Origin of the sequence: Inquilinus sp., assembly GCF_039594555.1 — a bacterium.
Lineage (GTDB): Bacteria > Pseudomonadota > Alphaproteobacteria > DSM-16000 > Inquilinaceae > Inquilinus.
The window spans coordinates 1-22,359 of sequence record NZ_JBCNNF010000061.1; the positions used below are offsets into that span (position 1 = coordinate 1).

Consider the following 22,359-nt stretch of genomic DNA (forward strand, 5'->3'; position numbering starts at 1 on the left):
GCAGCTATGACGAGGTCGCGCCGCGCCTGGCGGCGCAGGGCGCCCGGGTGATCGTGCCCTATCTGCGGGGATACGGCCCGACTCGGTTCCGGTCGGCGGACACGCCGCGGTCGGGTGAGCAGGCGGCGCTGGGCCAGGACCTGCTGGATCTCCTCGACGCGCTGCAGATCGAATCGGCGGTGCTGGGCGGCTATGACTGGGGCGGCCGCGCCGCCTGCATCGTCGCGGCGCTGTGGCCGCAGCGGGTGCGCGGCCTGGTCTCGGTCAACGGCTACAACATCCAGGACATCGCGAAATCGGGCGAGCCGGCCTCGCCCGAGGCCGAGTTCCGCTACTGGTATCAGTACTATTTCCACGGCGAGCGCGGCCGGAAGGGGCTGGAGCGAAACCGGCGCGAGCTGTGCCGCCTGCTGTGGCGGCTGTGGTCGCCGGAATGGCGCTTCGACGACGCCACCTGGGAGCGCAGCGCCGGGTCCTTCGACAATCCGGACTTCGTCGAGGTCGTGATCCAGTCCTACCGCCATCGCTACGCCCTGGCCGAAGGCGATCCGGCGGTGGCGGAGGTGGAGCGCCGCCTGGCGGCGCAACCGCCGATCACGGTGCCGACGATCACGCTGGACGGCGACGCCGACGGGGTGATGGCGCCCGGCGGCACCGCCCATCACGCCAGCCGCTTCACCGCCCGGCACGAGCACCGGATGGTCGGACCGGGCATCGGCCACAACCTGCCGCAGGAGGCACCGGAGGCGTTCGCCGAGGCGGTGCTGACCGTGAAGGGCTGGGCGGACGCGGGATAGCGATTGACCGAACGATCGGTCAGCGCATCCCGTACTGCGCGTCGTGCAGCCGGCGGTAGAGGCCGCCGGCGGCGACCAGGTCGCGGTGGCGGCCCTGCTCGGCGATGCCGCTGGCATCGACCACCACGATCCGGTCGGCGTCCTGGATGGTGGCCAGGCGGTGGGCGATCACCAGCGTGGTGCGGCCCTGCGACAGCTCGGCCAGCGACTGCTGGATCGCCCGCTCGGTCTCCGTGTCCAGGGCCGAGGTGGCCTCGTCCAGGATCAGGATCGGCGGGTTCTTCAGGAACATGCGGGCGATCGCCAGGCGCTGCTTCTGTCCGCCCGACAGCTTCACCCCGCGCTCGCCGATCACCGTGTCCAGCCCGTCCGGCAGGCCGGCGACGACGCCGTCCAGCCGGGCGCGGCGCGCCGCCTCCATGATCTCGGCCTCGGTCGCGCCCAGCCGGCCATAGGCGATGTTCTCGCGGATCGTGCCGGCGAACAGGAAGACGTCCTGCTGCACCACGCCGATCTGCCGGCGCAGCGAGGTCATGGTCATGTCGCGGATGTCGATGCCGTCGATCGTGATGCGGCCGCCCTGGACCTCGTAGAAGCGCGGCAGCAGCGAGCAGATCGTGGTCTTGCCGGCGCCCGACGGGCCGACGAAGGCCACGGTCTCGCCCGCCCGGATCGCCAGGTCGATGCCGCGCAGCACCGGCGTGCCGTCGCTGTAGCCGAAGCTGACGCCTTCATAGCGGATGTCGCCCTTCAGCGCCGGGACATCGATCGCGCCCGGCCGGTCGACGATGTCCGGCTCGGTGTCCAAGAGCTCGGTATAGCGGCGGAAGCCGGCGATGCCCTTGGGATAGGTCTCGATCACCGAGTTGATCTTGTCGATCGGGCGGAAGAACACGTTGACCAGCAGCAGGAAGCCGACGAAGCCGCCCTCGCTGAGCCGCCCGGTCAGCACGAAATAGGCGCCGGCGATCATCACCGTCATCTGGATCAGCCGCATGCTGAGATAGCTGAGCGAGGTGCTGGCCGCCATGATCCGGTAGGCGTCCAGCTTGGTGCGCCGGTAGTTCTGGTTGTCGTCGGCGAACAGCCGCCGTTCATGCTCCTCATTGGCGAAGGCCTGCACCACGCGGATGCCGCCGACATTCTCCTCGATCCGGACGTTGAAGTTGCCGACGCGGCTGTAGAGCGCCTGCCAGTTGCGGGTCATGCGGCCGCCATAGCGGCTGGTCAGCCAGGCGGTCAGCGGCACGATCGCCGCGGTGATCAGCGCCAGTTCGAGATGCACCGTCAGCATCAGCGCGAAGGCGCCGATGAAGGTCATCACCGCGATGAACAGGTCCTCCGGCCCGTGATGCGCGACCTCGCCGATCTCCTCCAGGTCCTTGGTCAGCCGGCCGACCAGATGCCCGGTCTTCTGGTTGTCGAAATAGCTGAAGGACAGCTTCTGCAGATGGTCGAAGGCCTTCCGCCGCATCTCGGTCTCGATGTTGATGCCGAGCATGTGGCCCCAATAGGTCACGATCGCCATCAGGCCGGTGTTGGCGACGTAGATGGCCAGCAGGCCGGCGGCGGCCAGCAGGATCAGCGGCCAGTCGCCGCTCGGCATCAGGCTGTCGACGAACAGCTTGACCGCGATCGGGAAGCCGAGCTCGAGCAGGCCGGAGATGATGGCGCAGCAGAAATCGAGCAGGAACAGCCCGCGATGCGGCCGGTAATAGGCGAAGAAGCGTCTCAGCATCGGTCGTCTCGCGGTCAGCCGCCGGCCTGCCAAACCCGGATCGCATCGACCGGGTGCAGCAGCATCAGCACGTTCAGGGTCAGGTTGTCGCGGATCAGCCAGCCGGTCAGCAGCTCGAAGAACACCGCCAGGGCGATGGTCAGCCAGACCGGCGCCCGCGCGGCGAAGACGAAGCCCAGCGTCATGAAGGCGATGTCGGAGACCGAGTTGATGACGCTGTCGCCGGTGTAGCCCAGCGCGATGGTCGCCTCGCGATAGCGGTCGATCACCATCGGGCTGTTCTCGGCAATCTCCCAGGCGCATTCGACCAGAATGGCGATCAGCGCCCGGGCGCCAAGCGGCAGGCGCCGGGCGAACAGCCAGGTCAGCCCGAAGAACAGGAAGCCGTGGATGATGTGCGACGGCGTGTACCAGTCGGCGATGTGCTGGGAGTTGTCGGCGCTGTTCACGTCCGGCGCCCAGAGCTTGACCGTGCCGCAGGTGCAGATCGGCACCCGGCCCATCGCCAGCAGGACCGCCGCCGTCGCCGCCACCAGTCCGAGGCCGAGCAGCAGGTATATGCGCCACGCCGGCCCGGCCGCCCGCATCGCCTTGGAAGATCCGTTCACCATGCGTGCAGTCCTAGCACGGCCGGAGCGCTGCGAAGCATTCGCAGACGGCGGGACGACGCGCCGCTTTCGGCATGGCGGCGGATCAGAGATACGGCGAGGCCAGCCACACCGTCCGGTCGCGCAGCCGGGTCAGGAACGGCCGGGCCCGCAGCGTCGCCAGTGTCTCCGGCCAGGCCGAGGCGATGCGCTGGCGGATGGCGGCATCGACCTCGCCGGCGACATCGCGGTCGTAGATCTCGACATCCAGCTCGAAATTGAGCCGCAGGCTGCGGGAATCGAGGTTCGAGGAGCCGATCAGCGCCCAGGCGCCGTCCACCGCCATCAGCTTGGAATGGTCGAACGGGCCGGTCGCCCGCCACACCCGGCAGCCGGGCCGCAGCACCTGGTCCAGCTGCGCCGTCATCGCCGCGTCGACCAGCGCCAGGTTGTTCTGGCTGGGGATGACGATGTCGACCTCGACCCCGCGCTGGGCGGCGATGGCCAGGGCGCTGGTCAGCGGCAGGTCGGGCAGGAAATAGGGCGAGCAGATGCGGATCGAGCGCTGGGCCACGGCGATCGCGCCCATCACCAGGCTGTGATTCGAGCCGAGGCTGTGGTCGGGTCCGGACAGCACCGCCCGGGCCAGCACCGTCGGCTCGGGCTGTGGCTGCGGCACCGATTCCCAGGCCTTGCCGTGCAGCCGGCGCCCGGTGGTGAAGCGCCAGTCCTGGACGAAGGCGGCCAGCAGGCTCTGCACCATCGGGCCGCAGATCCGGGCATGGGTGTCGCGGGCAGGCGGCCCGTCGGCAGTGGCGCTGGCGAACTGCGCCCGGATGTTCATGCCGCCGGTGAAGGCGGTCTCGCCGTCCACCACCAGCAGCTTGCGGTGGCAGCGGAGATTGGCATAGGGCAGCTTCAGGCCGATGACGTTGCCGTTGAACCGGGCCGTCCTGACCCCGCCCTCGCGCAGCAGGCCGACGATCTGCGGCCGCGAGTAGCGGGCGCCGATGGCGTCGATCAGCACCCGCACCTCGACCCCGCGCCGCACGGCGTCGATCAGCGCGCCGGCGATCTCCCGCCCCACCGGGTCGTTGTCGAAGATGTAGCTCTGCAGCGCGATCGAGGCCCGGGCGCCGCGGATCGCCTCCAGCATCGCCGGATAGGCCTCGTCGCCGCCCCGCAACAGGCGCAGCTGGTTGCCGCCGGTCACCGGGAAGGGCGAGACCTTGTCGCCGAGCCGCTGCAGCGAGGCGAATTGCGGCGCCGAGGCCGCCGCCACATCCACCGCCGGGCTGGTCTCCCGGTCGTCCATCCCGGCGCCGGACCGGCGCCGCCGGCGGGCGATGGCGGCGCGCCGCACCCGGTTGACGCCCAGCACCAGATAGATCAGGGCGCCCAGGATCGGGTTCAGCACGATCACGCCGACCCAGCCGGAGGCGGCGCGGACATCGTCCTTGGTCATGATCGCATGGATGGCGCCGGCGATGCCCAGCACCAGGCTGGCCGCCAGCACGATGTCGGGCCAGTACATTGTCCAGAAGGCGTCCATACCGTCCATGCGCCAGATGCGTCGCCCCATCCCCTGCCAGCAGCGCCGGCGCCCGGCAAGGCCGGCGGGGCTACCCCTGCAGCATAACCGTCATACGGCGCCGGTCGATCCGCTCCGCGACGGGTTGATGCGGCCTCGATCCCGCTGTAATTTGGATCCATGGATCCAAATTCGATCGCCGATGCCCTGCGGCAGGACATCGAAGCCCGCCTGCTGCCGCCCGACACCGTGCTGCGCCAGGAGAGTTTGGCGGACCGGTTCCGCGTCAGCCGCCAGCCGGTGCGGCAGGCGCTGGACCGGCTGCTGGCCGAGGGGCTGGTGGTGCGCCGGTCCGACCGCAGCCTGGCCGTCGCCGGACTGTCGGCCGAGGAAGGCCGGGAGCTGGCCGCTTTGCGCATCCTAGTCGAGGGCGAGGCGCTGCGCCTGTCCCTGCCCCGGCTGGCGCCCAAGGAGCTGCGCCGCGCCGCGCGCCTGGCCGAGGACCTGGCCGAGGAAGAGGATCCGGCGGCGATCGAGGAACTGGACGTCGCCTTCCACGCCGCCCTGTACGCCGCCTGCGGCAATGCCAGGATGCTGCGCCTGATCGATTCGCTGCGCCGCGAGGGCCGGCGGTCCTACACCCTGCAGCCGCCGGGCTCGGCCTTCCGCGCCGCGATGGCGGCACAGCACGAGGCCATCCTGGCGGCCTGCCGCGACGGCGACGCCGCCACCGCGACCGCCGCCCTGGCCGCCCATCTGCGGGCGGCCGCCAACCTGCAACCGGCCGACCTGCAACCGGGAGACACCTTATGAGCCACTATCAGGCCACCGTGCTGTGGCAGCGCCCGCCGGACATCGCCTTCACCGACGGCCGCTACAGCCGGGTACATCTCTGGCGCTTCGACGGCGGCGTCGAGCTGCCGGCCTCGGCCTCGCCGCATGTCGTGCCGCTGCCTTTCTCGGCCGAGGAGCCGGTCGATCCGGAGGAGGCCTATGTCGCCGCCCTGGCCAGCTGCCACATGCTGACCTTCCTGTCGATCGCGGCCAAGCGCCGATTCGTCGTCGACCACTACAGCGACACCGCCGAGGGGGTGATGGAGAAGAACGGCGACGGCCGGCTGGCCGTCACGCGCGTGGTGCTGAACCCGCGCGTGGCCTATGCCGGCCCGGCGCCCGACCGGGCCGTGGAGGAGGCTATGCACCACGCCGCGCATGAGCAATGCTTCCTGGCCAATTCGGTGCGGACCACGATCGACACCCGGTTGGCCTGACGCGTCCGGACCGCATCAGCGATTCGGCCCGGGATGGGACAGGCCCGGGCCGAGCCTCAGCCAGGCGGATATATGCAGGAAACGCATGGCACCTATGCGGTGACAGCAATTAAAGGAAACATCCTTCGGCAAAAGCGCAATTTGCTTACAAAGCATCGACCATTTTACAGCTTCAGAACGCTCTCCATTCACCGACGATAATGAATCAACTCCCAACCCGGAAATTTTTATCCAGTTTCGAATGGTCCCGAAACCATCTGCAACAGGGCAGCAACATTATTTCTTTATAAAGAAATATTATGCCGATTCACCGAAATTTCATAATGGAAAATCTTATCGATATTTTTTGCATCAAGAGGAGTCGCCCTGCTTGTCATGATCCTTTAAGTTGTTTGTAAACGACGATTTTGTGATCGTAGGTCGAGAGCGACGCCGTGTGCCGGCAGCGCCGGGACCGATACTGAACATGCGATAGCGGAGAACGAATATGGCCTTGTCATTGGAACTCCTGGGGCTGCTGGGCATCAACCTCGACGACAGCAAGGATCAGGTGCTGACCGGCGGCAACATCATCGACGTCCTGAGCGGCGGTGACGGCAACGACGTCATCGAAGGCAAGGGTGGCGCCGACGTGCTGAGCGGCGGCGACGGCATCGACACGCTGAGCTATGAGAGCTCGCCGGCGGCGGTGAACGTCGATCTCACGCCCGGCCTGCTTGGCCTGATCAGCCTGAACAGCGGCGGCGACGCCACCGGCGACCTGGTCAGCATCGGCTTCGAGAACGTGGTCGGCTCGGCCTTTGCCGACACCCTCACCGGCGACGCCACCGCCAACACCCTGGCCGGCCTGGCGGGCAACGACACCCTCAACGGTGGCGCCGGCAACGACCTGCTCATCGGTGGCGCCGGGGCCGACCGGATGGATGGCGGCACGGGCATCGACACCGTGAACTACAGCGAGTCGGGCTCGGGCGTGAGCATCGACCTGATCAACGGCGTCGGCACCCGCGGCGATGCCGAGGGCGATGTCCTGCTGAACATCGAGAACGTGGTCGGCTCGCGCTTCAACGACGTCATCATCGGCAGCGCTGCCGACAACGTGCTGACCGGCGGCGCGGGCGACGACGTCATCACCGGCGGCGCCGGCAAGGACACGATCGACGGCGGCACCGGCAACGACACCGCCAACTACTCGAACTCGAATGCCGGCGTGACCGTCAACCTGACCACGGGCATCAACACCGGCGGCCATGCCTCCGGCGACATCCTGACCGGCATCGAGAATCTCACCGGCAGCACCTTCGACGACAAGCTGACCGGCGATGACGGCGCCAACGTCCTGAACGGCTACCGTGGGAATGATATCCTGATCGGTGCCGGCGGCAACGATGCCATCGTCGGCGGCCTCGGCGCCGACACCATCGACGGCGGCAGCGGCATCGACACCGTCTACTACTCGAACTCCACCGCGGCGGTGACGGTCAACCTGGCCACCAACATCAACACCGGCGGCGAGGCCTCGGGCGACTCGATCACCAATGTCGAGAATGTCGTCGGCTCGTCCTTCAACGACGTCATCACCGGCGACTTCCAGGCCAATTCCCTCTCCGGCCTGGCCGGGAACGACATCCTCAACGGTGGCGACGGCGCCGACATCCTGATCGGCGGCGCCGGGGCGGATGCGCTGAACGGCGGCGCCGGCATCGACACGGCCAGCTACGAGACCTCGTCGGCGGCGGTGAATGTCGACCTGTCCACCGGCACCGGCATCGGCGGCGACGCGCAGGGCGACACCCTGACCAGCATCGAGAAGGTCATCGGCTCCAGCTTCGCCGACACCCTGACCGGCAATGCCGGCTACAACGACCTCCGCGGCGGCGGCGGCAATGACGTCATCAATGCCGGCGCCGGCAGCGACGACCTGCGCGGTGGCGCCGGTGCGGACACCCTCAATGGCGGCGCCGGCACCGACACCGCCTACTACTTCGAGAGCAATGCCGGCGTGACGGTGAACCTGGTCACCGGCCAGGGCTTCGGCGGCCACGCCCAGGGCGACCTGCTGATCGACATCGAGAATATCGGCGGCTCGCAGTTCAACGACACGCTGACCGGTGATGCCGGCAAGAACATCCTCCGCGGCTATGCCGGTGACGATGTCCTGAAGGGCGGCGGCGGCGTCGATGAGCTGATCGGCGATGCCGGTGCCGACAAGTTCGTCTACACCTCGACCGCCGACAGCAACAGCGTCACCGGTGTCGACCTGATCCATGACTTCGGCCAGGACCAGGGCGACAAGATCGACCTGTCGGGCATCGACGCGAACACCAGCACCGCCGGCGATCAGGCGTTCAGCTTCATCGGCTCGTCCGCCTTCAGCAACGTGGCGGGGCAGCTGCGGTTCGAGATCACCGCGGCCGGCACCCTGATCGAGGGTGACGTCAACGGCGACGGCCATGCGGACCTGATCATCAGCGCCGCGGGCTCGATCACCTTCACCGCCGGCGACTTCGTGCTGTAAGCGGATCAGAAAGCATCGCGTGTTCGGGGCCGCCCTTCGGGGCGGCCCTTTTTTATGCGTCCGATCCCTCGGCCGCGCGCCGCCGCGCCTCCTCGGTGGCCTGGCGGAAGCGGGCGAGGCGGCGCTCCGCCCGCGCCGCCCGGCCCCGGCGCGGCTCGTGGATAGCGGCCACGCCGTCCGGCGGCGCCGGCCAGCCCAGCGCCGCGGCGGCGATGCGGTAGCCGCCCATCGCCGTGGTCGCGGTCGGCAGGTCGGCGCATTCCACCACCCGGCCGGTGGCATCGGCGATCAGCTGCGGCCAGACACGGCTGGCGCCGCCGCCGCCGGTCAGCCGGATCGGCCCCGGCCGCGCCGCCATCGCGTCGAGATTGTTGCGCAGCGCCAGCGCCACCCCCTCCAGCACCGCATAATGCAGGGCACCACGGCCCTGGGCGATATCGAGGTCCAGCAGGGCGCCGCGCAGCGCCAGGTCGACGAAGGGCGACCGCTCGCCCTTGAGATAGGGCAGGAACAGCGTCTCCGGCGGCGCCGCATCGGCGGCCTCCGCCTCGGCGTCCAGCACCACGAGCTCGGCACCGGCGATCCGGCCGAACCAGCCGGCGGCGTCGCCGGCGGTCAACAGCGGCGCGATCTCGATCGCCCAGCCGGCGCGCGGATGCGCCAGGGTGGTGAAGGGCCGCGGCAGCGCCGCAGGGTCGAGCGGCCCGCTGCGCGCGACCCAGCCGCTGGTGCCGAGATAGACATGTAGCTGGCCGTCCGCCGCCGCGCCGATGGTCGAGGCCGCGGCGTCGCCGCAGCCATTCACCACCGGGCAGCCCAGAGGCAGGCCCAGCGCCCGCGCCGCCGGGCCCAGCAGCTCCCCGATCACCGCATCGGCCGGCAGGATCGGCGGCAGCAAAGCGGGGTCGAGGCCGACGGCGTCGACCAGCGGCACCGACCATTCGCGCCGGGCGATGTCCATCAGCCCGACCGTGGTGCCGGCCGCGGGATCGGTGGCGATCCGCCCGGTCAGGCGCAGCGCCAGATAGTCCTTGGCCCCGGGCAGGATGGTGGCGACCCGCCGCGCCGCCTCGGGCTCCACCTGCTGCAGCCAGCGCAGCTTGGCGACCGTGTTCAGCGGCCCGGGCGCGTTGCCCAGCACAAGCGGGGCGCCCGCCGCCAGCAGCCGGTCGCGGACCGGCACGAAGGTCGCGCCGCTGCGGCCGTCGCTGTACAGCAGGGCCGGCCGCACCGGGCGGCCCTCGGCATCGATCGGCACCAGGTTCTCCATGGTGCCGACCAGGGCGACCGCCCGCACCGAGTCGCGCATCGCCGCCGGCAGGGCGGCGCAGGCGGTGACGGCGGCGGTCCACCAATCCTCCGGATCCTGCTCCTGCCCGCCGCCGGGCGTCGACCGGGTCGGGTGGCGGGCCTCGACCTGACCGGCCGGCCGGCCATCCTCGCCGAAGGCCACCAGCTTCAGCGCCGTGGTGCCGAGATCGAAGACCAGAAGGATGCTCATCGCGCCGCCGCCATGCCGAAGCGGCGCAACATCACCGCGGCGATGATGATCGCGCCGGTGACCATCTTCTGGAAGAAGGGATCGACGTTGAGGATGGTCAGCCCGTTCGCCAGCACCGCGATGATGGCGACGCCGACCGCGGTGCCCAGCACGTTGGGCCGGCCGCCGCGGAACGCGGTCATGCCGAGGAAGACGGCGGCGTAGGCCGGCAGCAGCAGGCTCTCGCCCATGGTGTGCTGGACGCTGCCCAGCCGCGCCGCCAGCAGCACCCCGGCCAGGCCGGACAGCGCAGCGGACAGGGCGAAGACCACGACCACCGGCCGGCCGATCGGCACGCCGGACAGGCGCGCCGCCTCGCGGTTGCTGCCGATCGCGATCAGCCGCCGGCCGAACACCGTCAGGGCCAGCATGCCACCGGCGGCCAGCAGCACCGCCAGCATCCACAGCGTCAGCACCGGCACGGGACCGAGCGGCGTCCGCGCCAGGGCGGTGAAGCCCGGCGGGATGCCCTGGAACAGGCTGGCCCCGCCGGACAGCCAATAGGCCAGGCCGGAGGCGATGGTGCCGAGCGCCAGCGTGGCGATGAAGGACGGTGCCCTGAGGCCGTGCACCACCAGCCCGTTCAGCGCCCCGATGCCGGCGCAGGCCAGCAGCGTCAGCAGGATCGACGGCGCGATGCCGACGCCGGCGGCCAGCAGCTTGACCACCAGCACCCCGGCCAGCGAGGCGATGAAGCCGACCGACAGGTCGAATTCCCCGATCACCATGACCAGGGTCGCCGCGGCGGCGATGATCGCCAGGATCGCCATCTGCTGGGTGACGTTCAGCAGGTTGGCGGCGGTGGCGAAGGCGTCCGGCCGGGCCAGGGCGAAGCCCAGCACGATCGCGGCCAGCGCCGCCGGCGTGCCGAAACGCTCGACCAGCCGGGCCTCAGCCACAGGGCATCATCCGGAAAGGCCGGCAGCTCACGGGCAGGTCACGCCCAGGCTGTCGCGGGTGACCAGCGTGCCGGGGGCGTAGAGCTCGGCCGCGTCGGGCTTGCCGCCGGCGAAGACCTTGGCCATCTGCCCGGCCGTGATCGTCGCCATCTCGGCGAAGTTCTGCCGCACCGTGGCGATGAAGGGCGTGCATTGCCGGATCAGGTCGACCGCCTGCGGGTTGCCGTCGATGCCGGCGATGATGATGTCGCTGCGGCCGGCTGCCTGCAGCGCCAGCAGGGCGCCGATGCCCGGCTCGTCCCAGGCCGCCCACACCGCATCGATCGCGCCCGGCGCCGGGTTGGCCGCCAGCATCGCCTCCATGGCGTTGCGGCTGTCGTCGATCTGGCCCGGCACCTGGACGTAGTGGTCGGCCACCTGGCGGATGCCCGGCGTGGCCTGCAGCGCCTCGTCCAGCGCGATCTCGCGCTGATGCACGCCGGGATGGGCCGAGTGGAAGAACCGGGCGATCGTGCCCTTGCCGCCCAGCCGGCCGAACAGGAAGTCGGTCATGGCCTTGCCGAGGGCGTGGTTGTCCGAGGTCACGTTCAGCGTCACCCTCGGCCCGGTCGCGCCGTCGATGGCGAAGACCGGGATGCCGGCCGCCGCGGCCTTGCCGACCTGGTCCTGGATCTGCGCCGGGTTGATCGACACAAGCACGATGGCGCCGGCGCGGGCGTTGACCACGTCCTCGACCCGGCTGGCCAGGGCGCCGAAATCGCCGGCGGTGTCGACCACCGAGACGGTCCAGCCGCGCTTCTCGGCATCGGCCTTGAAGGTCTCCACCATCTCGCCGGTGGCGACGGCGGAGAGATAGGGCGTCAGCACCGACACCGTCTCGGCCGCGGCCGGAACGGCCATTCCGATCATGACCGCCGAGGCCATCGCCCCGATCCATCCCCGCATCGTCCGCCCCCTCCTGCGTTTCCGCCTGTCTAACCCCTCCGCCCGGGGCTGACAACGACCGTGCCGCTTGCCTGCGGCGGACCCAGCCCGCACTGTGGCGCCGGCTGAGTCGGAGCAGATCATGGGCTTTCAGAACGCACTGCGGGCGGTACCGACCGTGCAGCAGGACGACGACACCGTCCGGATCACGCGCTGGGACTTCGAGCCGGGCGCCGCCACCGGCTGGCACCAGCACGGCTATCCCTATTTCGTGATCATGCTGCGCGCCGGCACGCTGCGGATCCACAATGGCGAGGCCGAGGCCGACGTGCCGCTGGCCGAGGGCCAGTCCTATATGCGCCCCGCCGGCATCCGCCACGACGTGATGAACGGCTCGCCGCACCCGATCGCCTTCGTCGAGATCGAGATCAAGCGGCCGGGCGCCCTCGATGGCTGGACCGTCTGAGCGCAGGCCTCACGTCGCCTTCCGGCTGGACGCGTCGGGCCCGATCGGCGGCGGCCATGCCATGCGCTGCCTGTCCCTGGCCGGAGCGCTGGCGGATCGCGGCGCGGAGTGCCTGTTCCTGGTGAACGAGGACGCCCGGGCCGTGGTCCCGGCCCTGGCCGGCGCCGATTGCCGCGTGGTCGGGCCGGATCCCGACGCGGCGATGGCGGCGGTCCGGGCAGCCTGGCCGGACGGCGCCGACGCGGCGGTCTGCGACCTCTACAGCTGGACCGCGCCGCAGGAACAGGTTTTCGCCGCCGCCACGCGCCGGCTGCTGGTGATCGACGACCTCGCGGCAGCGCCGCATCGCTGCGACCTGCTGCTGAACCAGAATTTCGGGACCGCCGCGTCCGTCTATGACGGGCTGGTGCCGCCCGGCTGCCGGCGGCTGGTCGGCCTGGACTATGCCCTGCTGCGTCCGGATTTTGCGGCGCGCCGGCCGGCGGCGCTGGAGCGGCGCCGGCAGATGGGCCGGCCGGAGACGATCCTGGTGTCGCTGGGCCTGACCGATGTCGGCGGCATCACCGGCCGGGTCTGCGCCGCCCTGGCGACGATTCCGGGCTTCACCCGCGCCGAGGTCGTGCTGGGGCCGGCGGCGCCCAGCATCGGCCGGGTGCGGGCGCTCGCCGATGCCGATCCACGCTTCCGCTGCCATGTCGGGCTGGACGACATGGCGCGGGCGATGGTGCAGGCCGACGCGGCGATCGGGGCGATGGGCAGCAGCTCGTGGGAGCGCTGCTGCCTTGGCCTGCCGACCCTGGCCGTCACCCTGGCCGACAACCAGCGTCCGACCGCGCTGGCGCTGGCCGCATCCGGCATCGTCGCGCTGGCCGGCGACGCGGCGGCGCTGGACGATGCCGCGCTGCGGGCCGCGATCGCCGCCTTCCTGGGCGATGCGGACGGGCTGCGCCGCCTGTCCCGCGCCTCCGCCGGCCTGTGCGACGGGCTGGGCGCGGGGCGGGTGGCCGCTCTCCTGCTGGGCGGGTGAGGCTACTTCTCGTCGTAGCGGAAGCCGACGCGCAGCACGACCTGGTAGTGTCCCACCTTGCCGTCCTTGAGGTGGCCGCGGATCTCCTTCACCTCGAACCAGTCGAGGTTGCGCAGCGTCTTCGACGCGGTGGAGATGGCGGTCTGGATCGCGTCCTCGAGGCCCTTCTCCGACGAGCCGGCGAGTTCGGTGATGGCGTAGGTGTGGCCCATGGTCGTTCTCCTCCTTCGGTCCGGACGGTCGCGGGTGCCGCCGGTTCACCCCGTGAGTGTGAGCGCATCGGCGGCAACGGCCAAATCCTTCACGAAGGCGGCATAGGCCAAGCGCTTCGCCTGCGGGTCCGGCACCCGCAGCAGCGAGGACGGATGCACCGTGACCAGCCCCGGCAGGTCCGGCGCCAGGTCGAACAGCCGGCCGCGGTTCTCGCCGACCGCCAGCGGCCGGCCCGTCAGCGCCCGCGCCGCGGTGGCGCCCAGCGCGACGGTCAGGCGCGGCCGGATCAGCGCCAGCTCGCGGTCGAGCCACCATTTGCAGCGGTCGATCTCGAAGGCGTTCGGCTTCTTGTGCAGGCGGCGCTTGCCGCGCGGCGCGAATTTAAAGTGCTTGACGGCATTGGTGATGTAGGCGCGGTCGCGCGGAATGCCGGCCTCGGCCAGCGCCTTGTCGAAGATCCGCCCCGCCGGGCCGACGAAGGGCCGCCCCTGCTGGTCTTCCTGGTCGCCGGGCTGCTCGCCGACGAAGACGATGGCGGCATCGGCCGGGCCTTCGCCGAACACGGTCTGCGTCGCCGCCTTGTACAAGGGGCAGCGCGTGCAGCCCCGCGCCTCGGCCGCCAGATCCTGCAAGGACTCCATGCCTGGGGAACGGTCCCGCCGCGGGGCCGGTTCCGGACGGTCAGCCGGCGGTCGAGTCGGGCGGTGAGGGCGGGAAGCGCGGCAGCGACCAGCCGAGGCCGAGCGCCAGCGCCCGCAGGCCGAAGGCCGCTGCCGCGCCGAGGCAGGCGGCCAGCAGCGCGTCGCCGGTGAGCGTCCGGATCGTCACATAGACGGTCGCGCCCAGCACGGCGGCGGTGACGTAGATCTCGCCACTGACGATCAGCGTCACCTGGCCGATGATGACGTCGCGGATGATGCCGCCGAAGGTGGCGGTCATGGCGCCGAGCACGATGGCCGAGACCGCCGGCGCCCCGGCATCCACCGCCCGCCCCGCCCCGGTCACCGCGAACAGCGCCATGCCGACCGCGTCGGCCCAGACGATCACCCGCCGCCGCCGACCCTGGCCGGCGATGGTCGGATGGCCGAAGAACACGGCCAGGGCCACGGCGACGCAGATCACCAGGTCGACCGGATCGGCGATCCAGAACACCGGCCCGATGCCGAGCAGCAGGTCGCGCAGGGTGCCGCCGCCGATCCCGGTGGCGGTGGCCAGAATAATGAAGCCGACCGGGTCGGCCTGGCGGCGGGCCGCCACCAGGGCGCCGGTCAGCGCGAAGACGGCCACGCCGACCCAGTCCAGCCAGATCCCAACCTGCCCCTGCATCCCGCCCCCTGCCGATTCGGACGGACCCCGCCCCTATCATCCTACCCGGGGGCGGCGCGGCGTCCATTGCTGCGATGCCATATCTCCTTGATTCTCCGGGGATTTCAAGCCAGGACACAGATCTTCCCAAAATTGGGAAAGATTGCTCTTGCTCCTGTTGATCCAAATTATCTAAAATTTGATACAAATCGGTTCGAAAGCGGGCTCAGGGGGACCGGGCCCGCTTTTGACTTACGCGTCAGAGCGCACGACTCGCCCGCGGGCATGGAAGCCAGGGAAGGGGGGTGCGGGCTGAACCGGGCAATTGAGAAGCCCGGCCTGATAACATGGGTTTGGAGAGGATGATGAAGGCTGTTACCCCGATCCTCGCCGCGGCGGCGTTTGCCGTGGCTGGGCTCTCGACCGTGGCGGACGCCGCCACCGCGACCGGCAACCTGCAGGTCAAGATCACCATCACCAAGGAATGCCAGGTCAACGCCGGCACCGGCGGCACGGGTGCCGGCGACGCCGTGCTCGACTTCGGCAGCAAGGGCATCCTGAACGCCAATGTGGACGGCCAGACCGCGACCAGCGGCACCGGCTCGGTCCAGGTCCAGTGCACCAACGGCACCGCCTACCAGATCGGCCTCAACGCCGGCCTGAACCCGTCGGCGCCGGGCGACGTCAACACCCGCCGGATGAAGAACGGCACCGAGTTCGTGTCCTACCAGCTGTACCAGGACTCGGCCCGGACCACCGTCTGGGGCAACACCACCGGCGCCGGCGGCAACGTCGTCTCGAAGACCGCCGACGGCACGGTGCAGAGCACCCAGGTCTTCGGCCGCGTCCCGCCGCAGACCACCCCGTCGGCCGGCGTCTACAACGACACCGTCACGATCACCGTCACCTACTGACAGCCGACCCGAGGACACCCCTGATGCGCCGCTTTCTTGCGCTTCTCGCGGTGGTCCCTGGGCTGGTCTTTGCAACCGACGGCCGGGCGGCATCCCTCCAGGTGTCGCCCGTCTCCGTCGACCTGACCGCGCCGGCCCAGGCGTCTGCCGTCAACCTCCGCAACAATGGCGACCGGCCGGTCAACGTCCAGGTTCGCGTTTTCAAATGGACCCAGAGCGGCGGCGACGACCAGCTGGCCCCGGCCACGGACGTGGTCGCCAGCCCGCCGGCCGCCTCGCTGCAGCCGGGCACCACCTACACCATCCGCGTCGCCCGCACCGGAGCCCCCGTCGCCAGCGGCGAGCAGACCTATCGCCTGCTGATCGACGAGTTGCCGGAGGTCAATGTCCGCCGCCCGGCGGATTCGGTGAACCTCGTCGTCCGCTACTCGATCCCGGTGTTCTTCGCCGATCGCGCCGCCGGCGCCGAGCTGCGCTGGGACGTGCGGCGTGAGGGCGGCAGCCTGGTGGTCGAGGCCACCAACAGCGGCGACCGCCACGCCAAGATCGCCAACCTGACGGTCGCGTCGCCCGGCGGCCGCGTCTCCTTCGGGGAGGGGCTGAACGGCTATGTGCTGCCGGGCAGCACCAAGCGCTGGACCGCCAATGCCGGGGCCCAGCGCATCCAGCCGGGCAGCAGCGTCAGCATTACCGCCAAGGGGGACGACTATGCAGTCAACCAGACGGCGACGGTCGCCGGCAGATAAGTCGCGCGTCGCCTCCTGGTGCCTGCTCATCGCCCTCGGCGTCGCCGGCACCACCATGCCGGCGATCGCCCAGGACGTACCCCCGCCGGACGCGCTGCCGCCCGGCGGGCTGGACCCGAACCAGGACCTGCTTCTCGGCGTCGTCGTCAACGACCGCTCGACCGGCACGCTGGCCACCTTCAAGCGCCTGCCCGACGGCAGGCTGGCGGCCACGCCGGGCGACCTGTCGACCGCCGGCATCAAACCGGGCATCGGCGCGGTGAACGGCGACGGCCTCGTCCCGCTCGACAGCCTGGCCGGCGTCACCTGGCGCTATGACGAGCCGAAGCAGACGGTCGTGTTCACGGCGCCCGACGACGCCCGCGTGCCGACCAGCGTCGATGTCGGCGCCGGGTCGCGGCCGGTCGATCTGTCCGCCGTGCGCTCGGATCTCGGCTTCCTGATGAACTACACGCTGTACGGCACGTCCCAGTACGACTGGAGCAGCGGCGGCAGCACCACCAACACCCTCAGCGGCAGCTTCGACGCCCGGCTGCTGATGCCCTATGGCATCGTCTCGACCACGGCGCTGGCCCGGGTCAACGACTTCGACAATTTCGACGACGAGAGCAACGGCTTCATCCGCCTCGACAGCGCCTGGCGCTACACCGACCCGGAGAACCTGCTGGTCTACCAGGCCGGCGACAGCATCTCCGGCTCGCTGTCCTGGACCTCGTCCTACCGCTTCGGCGGCCTGCAGTTCAAACGCAACTTCGACATCCGCCCGGACCTCGTCACCTCCCCGGTGCCGAACCTGGCCGGCACCGCCTCGGTGCCCTCCACCCTCGACCTGTACCTGAACAACATCCGGGTGTTCTCGGGCGAGGTCCCGGCCGGCCCCTTCGACTTCACCGGCCTGCCCTTCCTCGGCGGCGGCGGCGACGCCCGCATCGTCATGAAGGACGCGCTCGGCCGCGAGATCGTCACCCAGCGCTCCTATTTCTTCGCGCCCGACATGCTGCGCGAGGACTTCTTCGATTTCTCGGTCGAGCTCGGCTTCGTCCGCCTCGGCTACGGCGACAGCTCGTTCAAATATGACCGCAGCCTGGCCGGGTCGGCCAGCATCCGCTACGGCCTGACCGACTGGGCCACGCTGGAGGGCCATTTCGAGGCCACCCGCGGCCTGTTCAACGGCGGCGCCGGCATCGTCACCAGCCTCGGCCCCTACGGCGCGATCAACGCCTCGGCCGCCGCCAGCCAGTACGGCGCCAAGGATGGCGACGAGACCGGCGGCAAGGTCTCCGCCTTCTACCAGGTCTCGCGCAACGGCTACTCCTTCTACGCCGGCGCCGACCGCATGCTCGGCGACTACAACGATGTCGGGCTGGTGGTCGACCGCCGCCACGGCAACGACGCGCCCATCTCATCCCGCGCCCGCGAGATCCTGCGCACCGGCCTGTCCTTCCCGCTGGGCTTCGACCCGTCCTCGCTCAGCCTCGGCTTCTCGCGCATCCGCGGCGCCGGCCGGGACGGCGACAGCTCGATCCTGACCGCCTCCTGGTCGCGCACGGTGTTCGACGACGTATCGGTCTACGTCACCGGCTATGGCGATTTCGACGACCGCAGCAATTACGGCGTCTTCGCCGGCGTCACCATCCCGCTGGGCGGCGACATGACCGGCTCGGCCAATGTCTCGCGCACCGGCAACCGCACCAGCTTCGACACCAGCCTGACCAAGTCGGCCCGGCTCGAGGAAGGCTCGCTCGGCTGGTCGGTCCGCGACCAGGAGACGGTCGACGGCACCGGCAACCGCAGCGCCGCGGTCAACTACCGCACCGCGGTCGCCTATCTCGCCGGCTCGCTCGAGCAGTCGGGCGACATGGGCCGCGTCACCGGCACGGTCGAGGGCTCGATCGTCGCCGCCGGCGGCGGCGTGTTCCTGGCCAACCGGGTCGACGACGCCTTCGCCGTGGTCAAGGCCGGCGGCCCGAATGTCGAGGTCTCGCTCAACAACCGCCGGGTCGCCACCACCAATTCCGGCGGCCGCGCCTTCGTGCCGTACCTGCAGTCGTACCAGAACAACACGATCTCGATCGACCCGGCCAACCTGGCGCTCGACCTGCAGCCGGACGAGACCCAGACCGTGGTGGTGCCGGCCGACCGCTCCGGCGCGGTGGTCGATTTCGGGGTGAAGAAGGTCGATGCCGCCGTGGTCAGCCTGACCGGGCCGGACGGCAAGCCGCTGCCGGTCGGCGCGGTGGTGCAGCTCGACGGCACCGACCAGGCCACCGTCACCGGTTATGACGGCCGCACCTACCTGACCGGCCTGTCCGGCCGGAACGGCGTCACCGTCATCCTGCCCGAGGCTGCCGGCACCTGCCGCGCCGGCTTCGACTACCAGCCGGTCCCGGGCGCCCAGCCCGAGATCGGGCCCGTCCCCTGCCGCTGAGAGAGGAGGACCCCATGCGCTCCTCGCATCTCGTCGCCATCGCCGGCACCGCCGTCGCCCTGGTCCTCGCGGCCAACTGGGCCTGGCTGCGGCCGGCCCAGGCCCAGGAAGCGCCGAGGCCGACCGTCGGCCTCGGCTCGCTGCCCGGCGACAACGCGCCGGGCACCGCCGGCCCGCGGACCCGCGGCGTGTCGACGCTGCACATCACGATCACGATCGAGACCGCCTGCAGCGTCGATCGGGGCGCGGTCCTGACCTTCCCGGCCCCGGCGGGGGGCAGTCGGGTCGTCGACGGCACCGGGAGTGTCGACATCGACTGCACCAAGGGCCTGCCCTATCTGCTGGCCCTCGACGTCGGCGGCGGCGTGCCCGTCCTGCCCTACCGGCTGTACAGCGACCCCGGGCGCCAGAGCGTCTGGGGCGACCGGGCCGGCATCGACACCGTCCCCGGCAGCGGCACCGGCGAACCGGTCACCGTTCCCTTGTACGGCCGCGCCACGGCGCCGGCGGCGGGCGATGCCGTCGGCGACCGCGGCCCGGTCCGCTTCACCGTCGCCTATTGACGCTGATGCCGATGCTCCCGCGCCTCACCCTGGCCGTCTCCATCGCCGCCGCGGCTCTGTTTGCCGCCAACGATGCATCGGCCATCACCTGCACCGCCTCAGTGACGACGCCGGGCACCACCACGGTCGACATCGTCGGCAACAATGTGGGCAGCGCCACGGCCACGGTGACGGTCAACCAGGACTGCTCGTCCGGCTTCGGTGAGCGCAACCAGTACTTCTGCTGGTACATCGATCCGGCCGCGACCACGGTGCGCGACAACTCCTCTTACTACCTCACCGCCACCGGCGATTCGCGGCTGGCCTGGACCCTGGAGAAGACGGCCGGCTCCACGGCAGGCCGGCTGGTCCAGCGCTACGGCACATCCGGCGCCACGGCCGGCGGCGGCTGCTCCAACTTCACCGGCCGCTGTGTCGGACCGCTGAACCTGACCCTGCGCTTCCTCGACCGGCAGCAGCAGGACCGGGTACGCGCCAGCTCTCCGGCCCCCCTCACCCCCTACAGCAACACCTTCACGCTGAAGACGCTGTACGGGGCGCCGCCGGCCGGGACTTCGATCGAGAGCTGGTGCGCGAACCCGACCGGCGCCGGGACCTTGACCAACACCTTCACCGTCTCGGCCTTCGTGCCGACGAAATGCCAGTTCGAGAGCCTCGGGGATGTCGATTTCGGCAGCTGGGGGGCGATCGCGGCGGCGAGCTCGGGGGCCGGCGGCGTGCAGGCGACAGGCAAGGTCGAGATCCGCTGCACCTACCAGACGCCCTACAGCATCACCATCGGCGATGGCCAGAACGCCAGCGCCGGTATCCGGCAGATGAAGAGCGGCGCCAATCTCCTCGCGTACCAGCTGTACCAGCCCGGCTGCACCATCCCCTGGACCACGGCCTCACCGCTTCAGGGCACCGGCAACACGGTCAACAACACCAACACGCACGCGGTCTGCGGCCGGCTGATCACGCCGCTGGCCTCGGCCCCCGCCGCCGGCACCTACACCGATCTCGTGATCGTGACGGCCACCTTCTGACGCGCCGCCCTGCCGAAAGCCCTTGTCATGACCACGCCGTTCCGTCTGTTCCTCCTCGCCCCGATCGCCGCCCTCGTGCTGCTGTTCGCGCCGGCGGGCGCGCAGGCCCAGACCTGCAGCGTGACCACCCCGCCGAGCTTCGGCTCGGTCACCGTCGATATCGTGCCGAACACCGGGGCGACGGTCAGCGGGGTGCAGCTCAGCTACAACTGCAACAATCGCGCGGCCTTCACCAGCGTGCGGCTCTGCTCCTATATCCGCGCGACCGGGAACCAGATCGGCCCGACCGACTACACCTACTATCTGACCAAGGACACCGATTCCCGGCTGGGCTGGCAGCTGAGGGAGAACTTCAACCGCCTCTTTGCCCGTGACGGCGGCGGCAGCGTCTCGACCGGCGGCATCCTCCTGTATTTCGGGAGCAGCCCCGGCAGCGCTTCCGGCACCAACATCAACGGCACCAACACGCTGACCCTGAGCTTTCTCGACCGGCAGCAGCAGGACCGGGTGCGGCCCGGCACCTATGCCAGCAGCTACCAGCTCGTCACCAAGTACCTGTTCAACCCGGGCAATGCCAGCTGCGAGGGTGGCCTCTCCAGCCCGACGGGCACGATCGTCACCAACTTCACCGTGACCGCGGTGGTGCCGACGAACTGCCAGTTCGAGAACTTCCAGGACGTCGATTTCGGGTCCTGGGGCTCGGTCGCCGCGGCCCAGGCCAGCTCGACCGGCGTGCGGCAGTTCGGCAATGTCGGCATCCGCTGCACCTATCAGACGCCCTACACCATCACCATCGGCGACGGCCAGAACGTCAGCGGCGGCACCCGGCGGATGCGGAAGGGCACCGACTACCTGGCCTATGCGCTGTTCCAGCCCGGCTGCAACATCGCCTGGACCACCGTGTCGCCGCTGGCCGGCACCGGGACCACGGTGAACCTGATCAACAACCACCAGGTCTGCGCCCAGCTCGCCACCCCGCTGGCCGTGGCCCCGGCCGCCGGCACCTACACCGACCTGGTCGTCGTCACCGCAACCTTCTGACGGCCGGATCCGGCAGCCGCCGGGCGACCCGGCATGAGGACCATGAAAACAGACACGGACGGTTTCCATGGGCGATCACACTGACGGCACCACCGGCACCGCCGCGAAAGGCAGGCTCAAGCTCGCGGTGCTGTACGGCGCCCGGCCGCAGGACCTCGACCTCCTGCGCGGCGAGATCCGTCCCTTCGCCGACCTGTTCGAGCTGCCGATCGCCAGCGACTACATGCCCCAGATCCGCTCGCTGGAGCCGGAGCTGGTGCTGGTCTGCTTCAGCTCGCTGCCCAGGCCCGTGGACGTCGCCTTCGCCCGCCGCGTCCTCGGCGCGCTGCGCGGCCCGCGCAAGCTGCTCGTGGTCGGCGACCGCGGCCTGCTCGGCGCCAGCGACCTCGCCTTCGACCTGGTCGGCCATGTCGTCTATGACGACGGCCTCGGTGATGCCGCCATCCGCATGCTGGTCCGGCGCAACCTCGCCTTCATGGCCGGCTTCCGCCGCAAGATCGGCCGGCTGGACTCCACGATCGACCGCATGGCCGACCTCAGCCACGACATCCTGGCCCAGCATGCCGAGATGCTGAGCCTGCATCACGACGACCCGATCGACATGACCCCCGCCGGCGGTGGAGGCGCCACGATGATTGACAGCCCGGTTGCCCTGGTCGACGCCTCGCTCGCCATCATCAAGTCGCTGTCCGGCGCGCTGGGCGACGAGTTCGCCAGCGTCGAATACGTCCAGATCCTGATGTATCTTCACCGCAGCCGGCTGGCCGGCCGCGGCGGCGTGTCGGTCAGCGAGCTGTGCGGGCTGATCTACGTGCCCTATTCCACC

The 22,359-nt window shown here is 70.2% G+C and carries 21 protein-coding genes and 1 pseudogene; 13 read left to right on the forward strand and 9 right to left on the reverse strand.

The genetic code is table 11. From position 1 onward, the window contains the following. On the forward strand, positions 1–797 hold a 797-nt coding region (locus tag ABDW35_RS09240), incomplete at its 5' end, for an alpha/beta hydrolase (protein ID WP_343713565.1). 19 nt (positions 798–816) lie between these two features. On the opposite strand, the gene ABDW35_RS09245 is transcribed toward ABDW35_RS09240, so the two are convergent. The 3 genes from ABDW35_RS09245 to ABDW35_RS09255 form a co-directional block, all read right to left on the reverse strand. Next, on the reverse strand, positions 817–2,535 hold the full coding sequence (locus ABDW35_RS09245; RefSeq protein ID WP_343713566.1) for an ABC transporter ATP-binding protein: 1,719 nt from the start codon (positions 2,533–2,535) through the stop codon (positions 817–819). 14 nt (positions 2,536–2,549) lie between these two features. Then, positions 2,550–3,146, reverse strand: a complete 597-nt coding sequence (locus tag ABDW35_RS09250) for a DUF2585 domain-containing protein (RefSeq protein WP_343713567.1) — start codon at positions 3,144–3,146, stop codon at positions 2,550–2,552. A gap of 82 nt (positions 3,147–3,228) precedes the next feature. After that, complete coding sequence (locus ABDW35_RS09255; RefSeq protein WP_343713568.1) at positions 3,229–4,683, reverse strand: phospholipase D-like domain-containing protein; 1,455 nt, start codon at positions 4,681–4,683, stop codon at positions 3,229–3,231. A 150-nt stretch (positions 4,684–4,833) separates the two neighbouring features. On the opposite strand from ABDW35_RS09255, the gene ABDW35_RS09260 reads away from it, so the two are divergent. The 3 genes from ABDW35_RS09260 to ABDW35_RS09270 all read left to right on the forward strand — a co-directional run bounded on the left by ABDW35_RS09260 (position 4,834) and on the right by ABDW35_RS09270 (position 8,442). Continuing rightward, positions 4,834–5,466, forward strand: a complete 633-nt coding sequence (locus ABDW35_RS09260) for a GntR family transcriptional regulator (RefSeq protein WP_343713569.1) — start codon at positions 4,834–4,836, stop codon at positions 5,464–5,466. Beyond that, positions 5,463–5,924, forward strand: coding sequence for an OsmC family protein (locus ABDW35_RS09265; RefSeq protein WP_343713570.1), 462 nt, complete (start codon positions 5,463–5,465; stop codon positions 5,922–5,924). The genes ABDW35_RS09260 and ABDW35_RS09265 overlap by 4 nt, the downstream gene beginning before the upstream one ends. Before the next feature lie 487 nt (positions 5,925–6,411). Continuing rightward, on the forward strand, positions 6,412–8,442 hold the full coding sequence (locus ABDW35_RS09270; protein WP_343713571.1) for a calcium-binding protein: 2,031 nt from the start codon (positions 6,412–6,414) through the stop codon (positions 8,440–8,442). A gap of 52 nt (positions 8,443–8,494) precedes the next feature. On the opposite strand, the gene ABDW35_RS09275 is transcribed toward ABDW35_RS09270, so the two are convergent. The 3 genes from ABDW35_RS09275 to ABDW35_RS09285 are packed head-to-tail and all read right to left on the reverse strand — an operon-like array spanning position 8,495 to position 11,826. Continuing rightward, positions 8,495–9,943, reverse strand: coding sequence for an FGGY family carbohydrate kinase (locus ABDW35_RS09275; protein WP_343713572.1), 1,449 nt, complete (start codon positions 9,941–9,943; stop codon positions 8,495–8,497). Beyond that, entirely contained in the window at positions 9,940–10,881 is a 942-nt protein-coding gene (locus tag ABDW35_RS09280; RefSeq protein ID WP_343713573.1) for an ABC transporter permease, read from the reverse strand. Before ABDW35_RS09280 ends, ABDW35_RS09275 begins: the two co-directional genes overlap by 4 nt. A 27-nt stretch (positions 10,882–10,908) precedes the next feature. Continuing rightward, positions 10,909–11,826 carry a substrate-binding domain-containing protein gene (locus ABDW35_RS09285; RefSeq protein ID WP_343713574.1) on the reverse strand — a complete coding sequence of 306 codons (918 nt, stop codon included), beginning with the start codon at positions 11,824–11,826 and terminating at the stop codon, positions 10,909–10,911. A 121-nt stretch (positions 11,827–11,947) separates the two neighbouring features. Between ABDW35_RS09285 and ABDW35_RS09290 the strand changes: the two genes are divergently transcribed. Further along, positions 11,948–12,271 carry a cupin domain-containing protein gene (locus ABDW35_RS09290; RefSeq protein WP_343713575.1) on the forward strand — a complete coding sequence of 108 codons (324 nt, stop codon included), beginning with the start codon at positions 11,948–11,950 and terminating at the stop codon, positions 12,269–12,271. Further along, positions 12,255–13,298 carry a UDP-2,4-diacetamido-2,4,6-trideoxy-beta-L-altropyranose hydrolase gene (pseG, locus tag ABDW35_RS09295; RefSeq protein WP_343713576.1) on the forward strand — a complete coding sequence of 348 codons (1,044 nt, stop codon included), beginning with the start codon at positions 12,255–12,257 and terminating at the stop codon, positions 13,296–13,298. The genes ABDW35_RS09290 and pseG overlap by 17 nt, the downstream gene beginning before the upstream one ends. A 2-nt stretch (positions 13,299–13,300) precedes the next feature. On the opposite strand, the gene ABDW35_RS09300 is transcribed toward pseG, so the two are convergent. The 3 genes and pseudogenes from ABDW35_RS09300 to ABDW35_RS09310 all read right to left on the reverse strand — a co-directional run bounded on the left by ABDW35_RS09300 (position 13,301) and on the right by ABDW35_RS09310 (position 14,837). Further along, positions 13,301–13,510 carry a dodecin gene (locus ABDW35_RS09300; protein WP_343713577.1) on the reverse strand — a complete coding sequence of 70 codons (210 nt, stop codon included), beginning with the start codon at positions 13,508–13,510 and terminating at the stop codon, positions 13,301–13,303. Positions 13,511–13,555: 45 nt separating this feature from the next. After that, positions 13,556–14,176: pseudogene (locus ABDW35_RS09305) on the reverse strand (UdgX family uracil-DNA binding protein); the annotation flags it as partial. Positions 14,177–14,192: 16 nt separating this feature from the next. Then, the gene (locus tag ABDW35_RS09310; protein WP_343713578.1) at positions 14,193–14,837 is read right to left on the reverse strand and encodes a trimeric intracellular cation channel family protein; all 645 of its coding nucleotides are present in this window, start codon (positions 14,835–14,837) and stop codon (positions 14,193–14,195) included. A 344-nt stretch (positions 14,838–15,181) separates the two neighbouring features. Here ABDW35_RS09310 and ABDW35_RS09315 point away from each other — a divergent pair, with 344 nt between their 5' ends. From ABDW35_RS09315 to ABDW35_RS09345, 7 genes are all read left to right on the forward strand, one after another. Then, positions 15,182–15,730: a spore coat U domain-containing protein gene (locus ABDW35_RS09315; RefSeq protein WP_343713579.1), complete on the forward strand. Its 549-nt coding sequence runs from the start codon at positions 15,182–15,184 to the stop codon at positions 15,728–15,730. A 23-nt stretch (positions 15,731–15,753) separates the two neighbouring features. Continuing rightward, positions 15,754–16,476 carry a molecular chaperone gene (locus ABDW35_RS09320; protein ID WP_343713580.1) on the forward strand — a complete coding sequence of 241 codons (723 nt, stop codon included), beginning with the start codon at positions 15,754–15,756 and terminating at the stop codon, positions 16,474–16,476. Further along, positions 16,439–18,904: a fimbria/pilus outer membrane usher protein gene (locus tag ABDW35_RS09325; protein WP_343713581.1), complete on the forward strand. Its 2,466-nt coding sequence runs from the start codon at positions 16,439–16,441 to the stop codon at positions 18,902–18,904. The genes ABDW35_RS09320 and ABDW35_RS09325 overlap by 38 nt, the downstream gene beginning before the upstream one ends. Positions 18,905–18,918: 14 nt before the next feature. Next, the gene (locus tag ABDW35_RS09330; protein WP_343713582.1) at positions 18,919–19,467 is read left to right on the forward strand and encodes a spore coat U domain-containing protein; all 549 of its coding nucleotides are present in this window, start codon (positions 18,919–18,921) and stop codon (positions 19,465–19,467) included. Between the two features lie 11 nt (positions 19,468–19,478). Continuing rightward, complete coding sequence (locus tag ABDW35_RS09335; protein WP_343713583.1) at positions 19,479–20,492, forward strand: spore coat U domain-containing protein; 1,014 nt, start codon at positions 19,479–19,481, stop codon at positions 20,490–20,492. Positions 20,493–20,519: 27 nt separating this feature from the next. Then, positions 20,520–21,533, forward strand: a complete 1,014-nt coding sequence (locus ABDW35_RS09340; RefSeq protein WP_343713584.1) for a spore coat U domain-containing protein — start codon at positions 20,520–20,522, stop codon at positions 21,531–21,533. Positions 21,534–21,600: 67 nt separating this feature from the next. Then, positions 21,601–22,359, forward strand: a 759-nt coding sequence (locus tag ABDW35_RS09345; protein WP_343713585.1) for a hypothetical protein, incomplete at its 3' end; no start/stop codon positions are given.

Coding starts and splice junctions, on each gene's coding strand:
- ABDW35_RS09245 (WP_343713566.1), bottom strand. CDS start 2,535: ATGCTGAGACGCTTCTTCGCCTATTACCGGCCGCATCGCGGGCTGTTC.
- ABDW35_RS09250 (WP_343713567.1), bottom strand. CDS start 3,146: ATGGTGAACGGATCTTCCAAGGCGATGCGGGCGGCCGGGCCGGCGTGG.
- ABDW35_RS09255 (WP_343713568.1), bottom strand. CDS start 4,683: ATGGACGGTATGGACGCCTTCTGGACAATGTACTGGCCCGACATCGTG.
- ABDW35_RS09260 (WP_343713569.1), top strand. CDS start 4,834: ATGGATCCAAATTCGATCGCCGATGCCCTGCGGCAGGACATCGAAGCC.
- ABDW35_RS09265 (WP_343713570.1), top strand. CDS start 5,463: ATGAGCCACTATCAGGCCACCGTGCTGTGGCAGCGCCCGCCGGACATC.
- ABDW35_RS09270 (WP_343713571.1), top strand. CDS start 6,412: ATGGCCTTGTCATTGGAACTCCTGGGGCTGCTGGGCATCAACCTCGAC.
- ABDW35_RS09275 (WP_343713572.1), bottom strand. CDS start 9,943: ATGAGCATCCTTCTGGTCTTCGATCTCGGCACCACGGCGCTGAAGCTG.
- ABDW35_RS09285 (WP_343713574.1), bottom strand. CDS start 11,826: ATGCGGGGATGGATCGGGGCGATGGCCTCGGCGGTCATGATCGGAATG.
- ABDW35_RS09290 (WP_343713575.1), top strand. CDS start 11,948: ATGGGCTTTCAGAACGCACTGCGGGCGGTACCGACCGTGCAGCAGGAC.
- pseG (WP_343713576.1), top strand. CDS start 12,255: ATGGCTGGACCGTCTGAGCGCAGGCCTCACGTCGCCTTCCGGCTGGAC.
- ABDW35_RS09300 (WP_343713577.1), bottom strand. CDS start 13,510: ATGGGCCACACCTACGCCATCACCGAACTCGCCGGCTCGTCGGAGAAG.
- ABDW35_RS09310 (WP_343713578.1), bottom strand. CDS start 14,837: ATGCAGGGGCAGGTTGGGATCTGGCTGGACTGGGTCGGCGTGGCCGTC.
- ABDW35_RS09315 (WP_343713579.1), top strand. CDS start 15,182: ATGAAGGCTGTTACCCCGATCCTCGCCGCGGCGGCGTTTGCCGTGGCT.
- ABDW35_RS09320 (WP_343713580.1), top strand. CDS start 15,754: ATGCGCCGCTTTCTTGCGCTTCTCGCGGTGGTCCCTGGGCTGGTCTTT.
- ABDW35_RS09325 (WP_343713581.1), top strand. CDS start 16,439: ATGCAGTCAACCAGACGGCGACGGTCGCCGGCAGATAAGTCGCGCGTC.
- ABDW35_RS09330 (WP_343713582.1), top strand. CDS start 18,919: ATGCGCTCCTCGCATCTCGTCGCCATCGCCGGCACCGCCGTCGCCCTG.
- ABDW35_RS09335 (WP_343713583.1), top strand. CDS start 19,479: ATGCTCCCGCGCCTCACCCTGGCCGTCTCCATCGCCGCCGCGGCTCTG.
- ABDW35_RS09340 (WP_343713584.1), top strand. CDS start 20,520: ATGACCACGCCGTTCCGTCTGTTCCTCCTCGCCCCGATCGCCGCCCTC.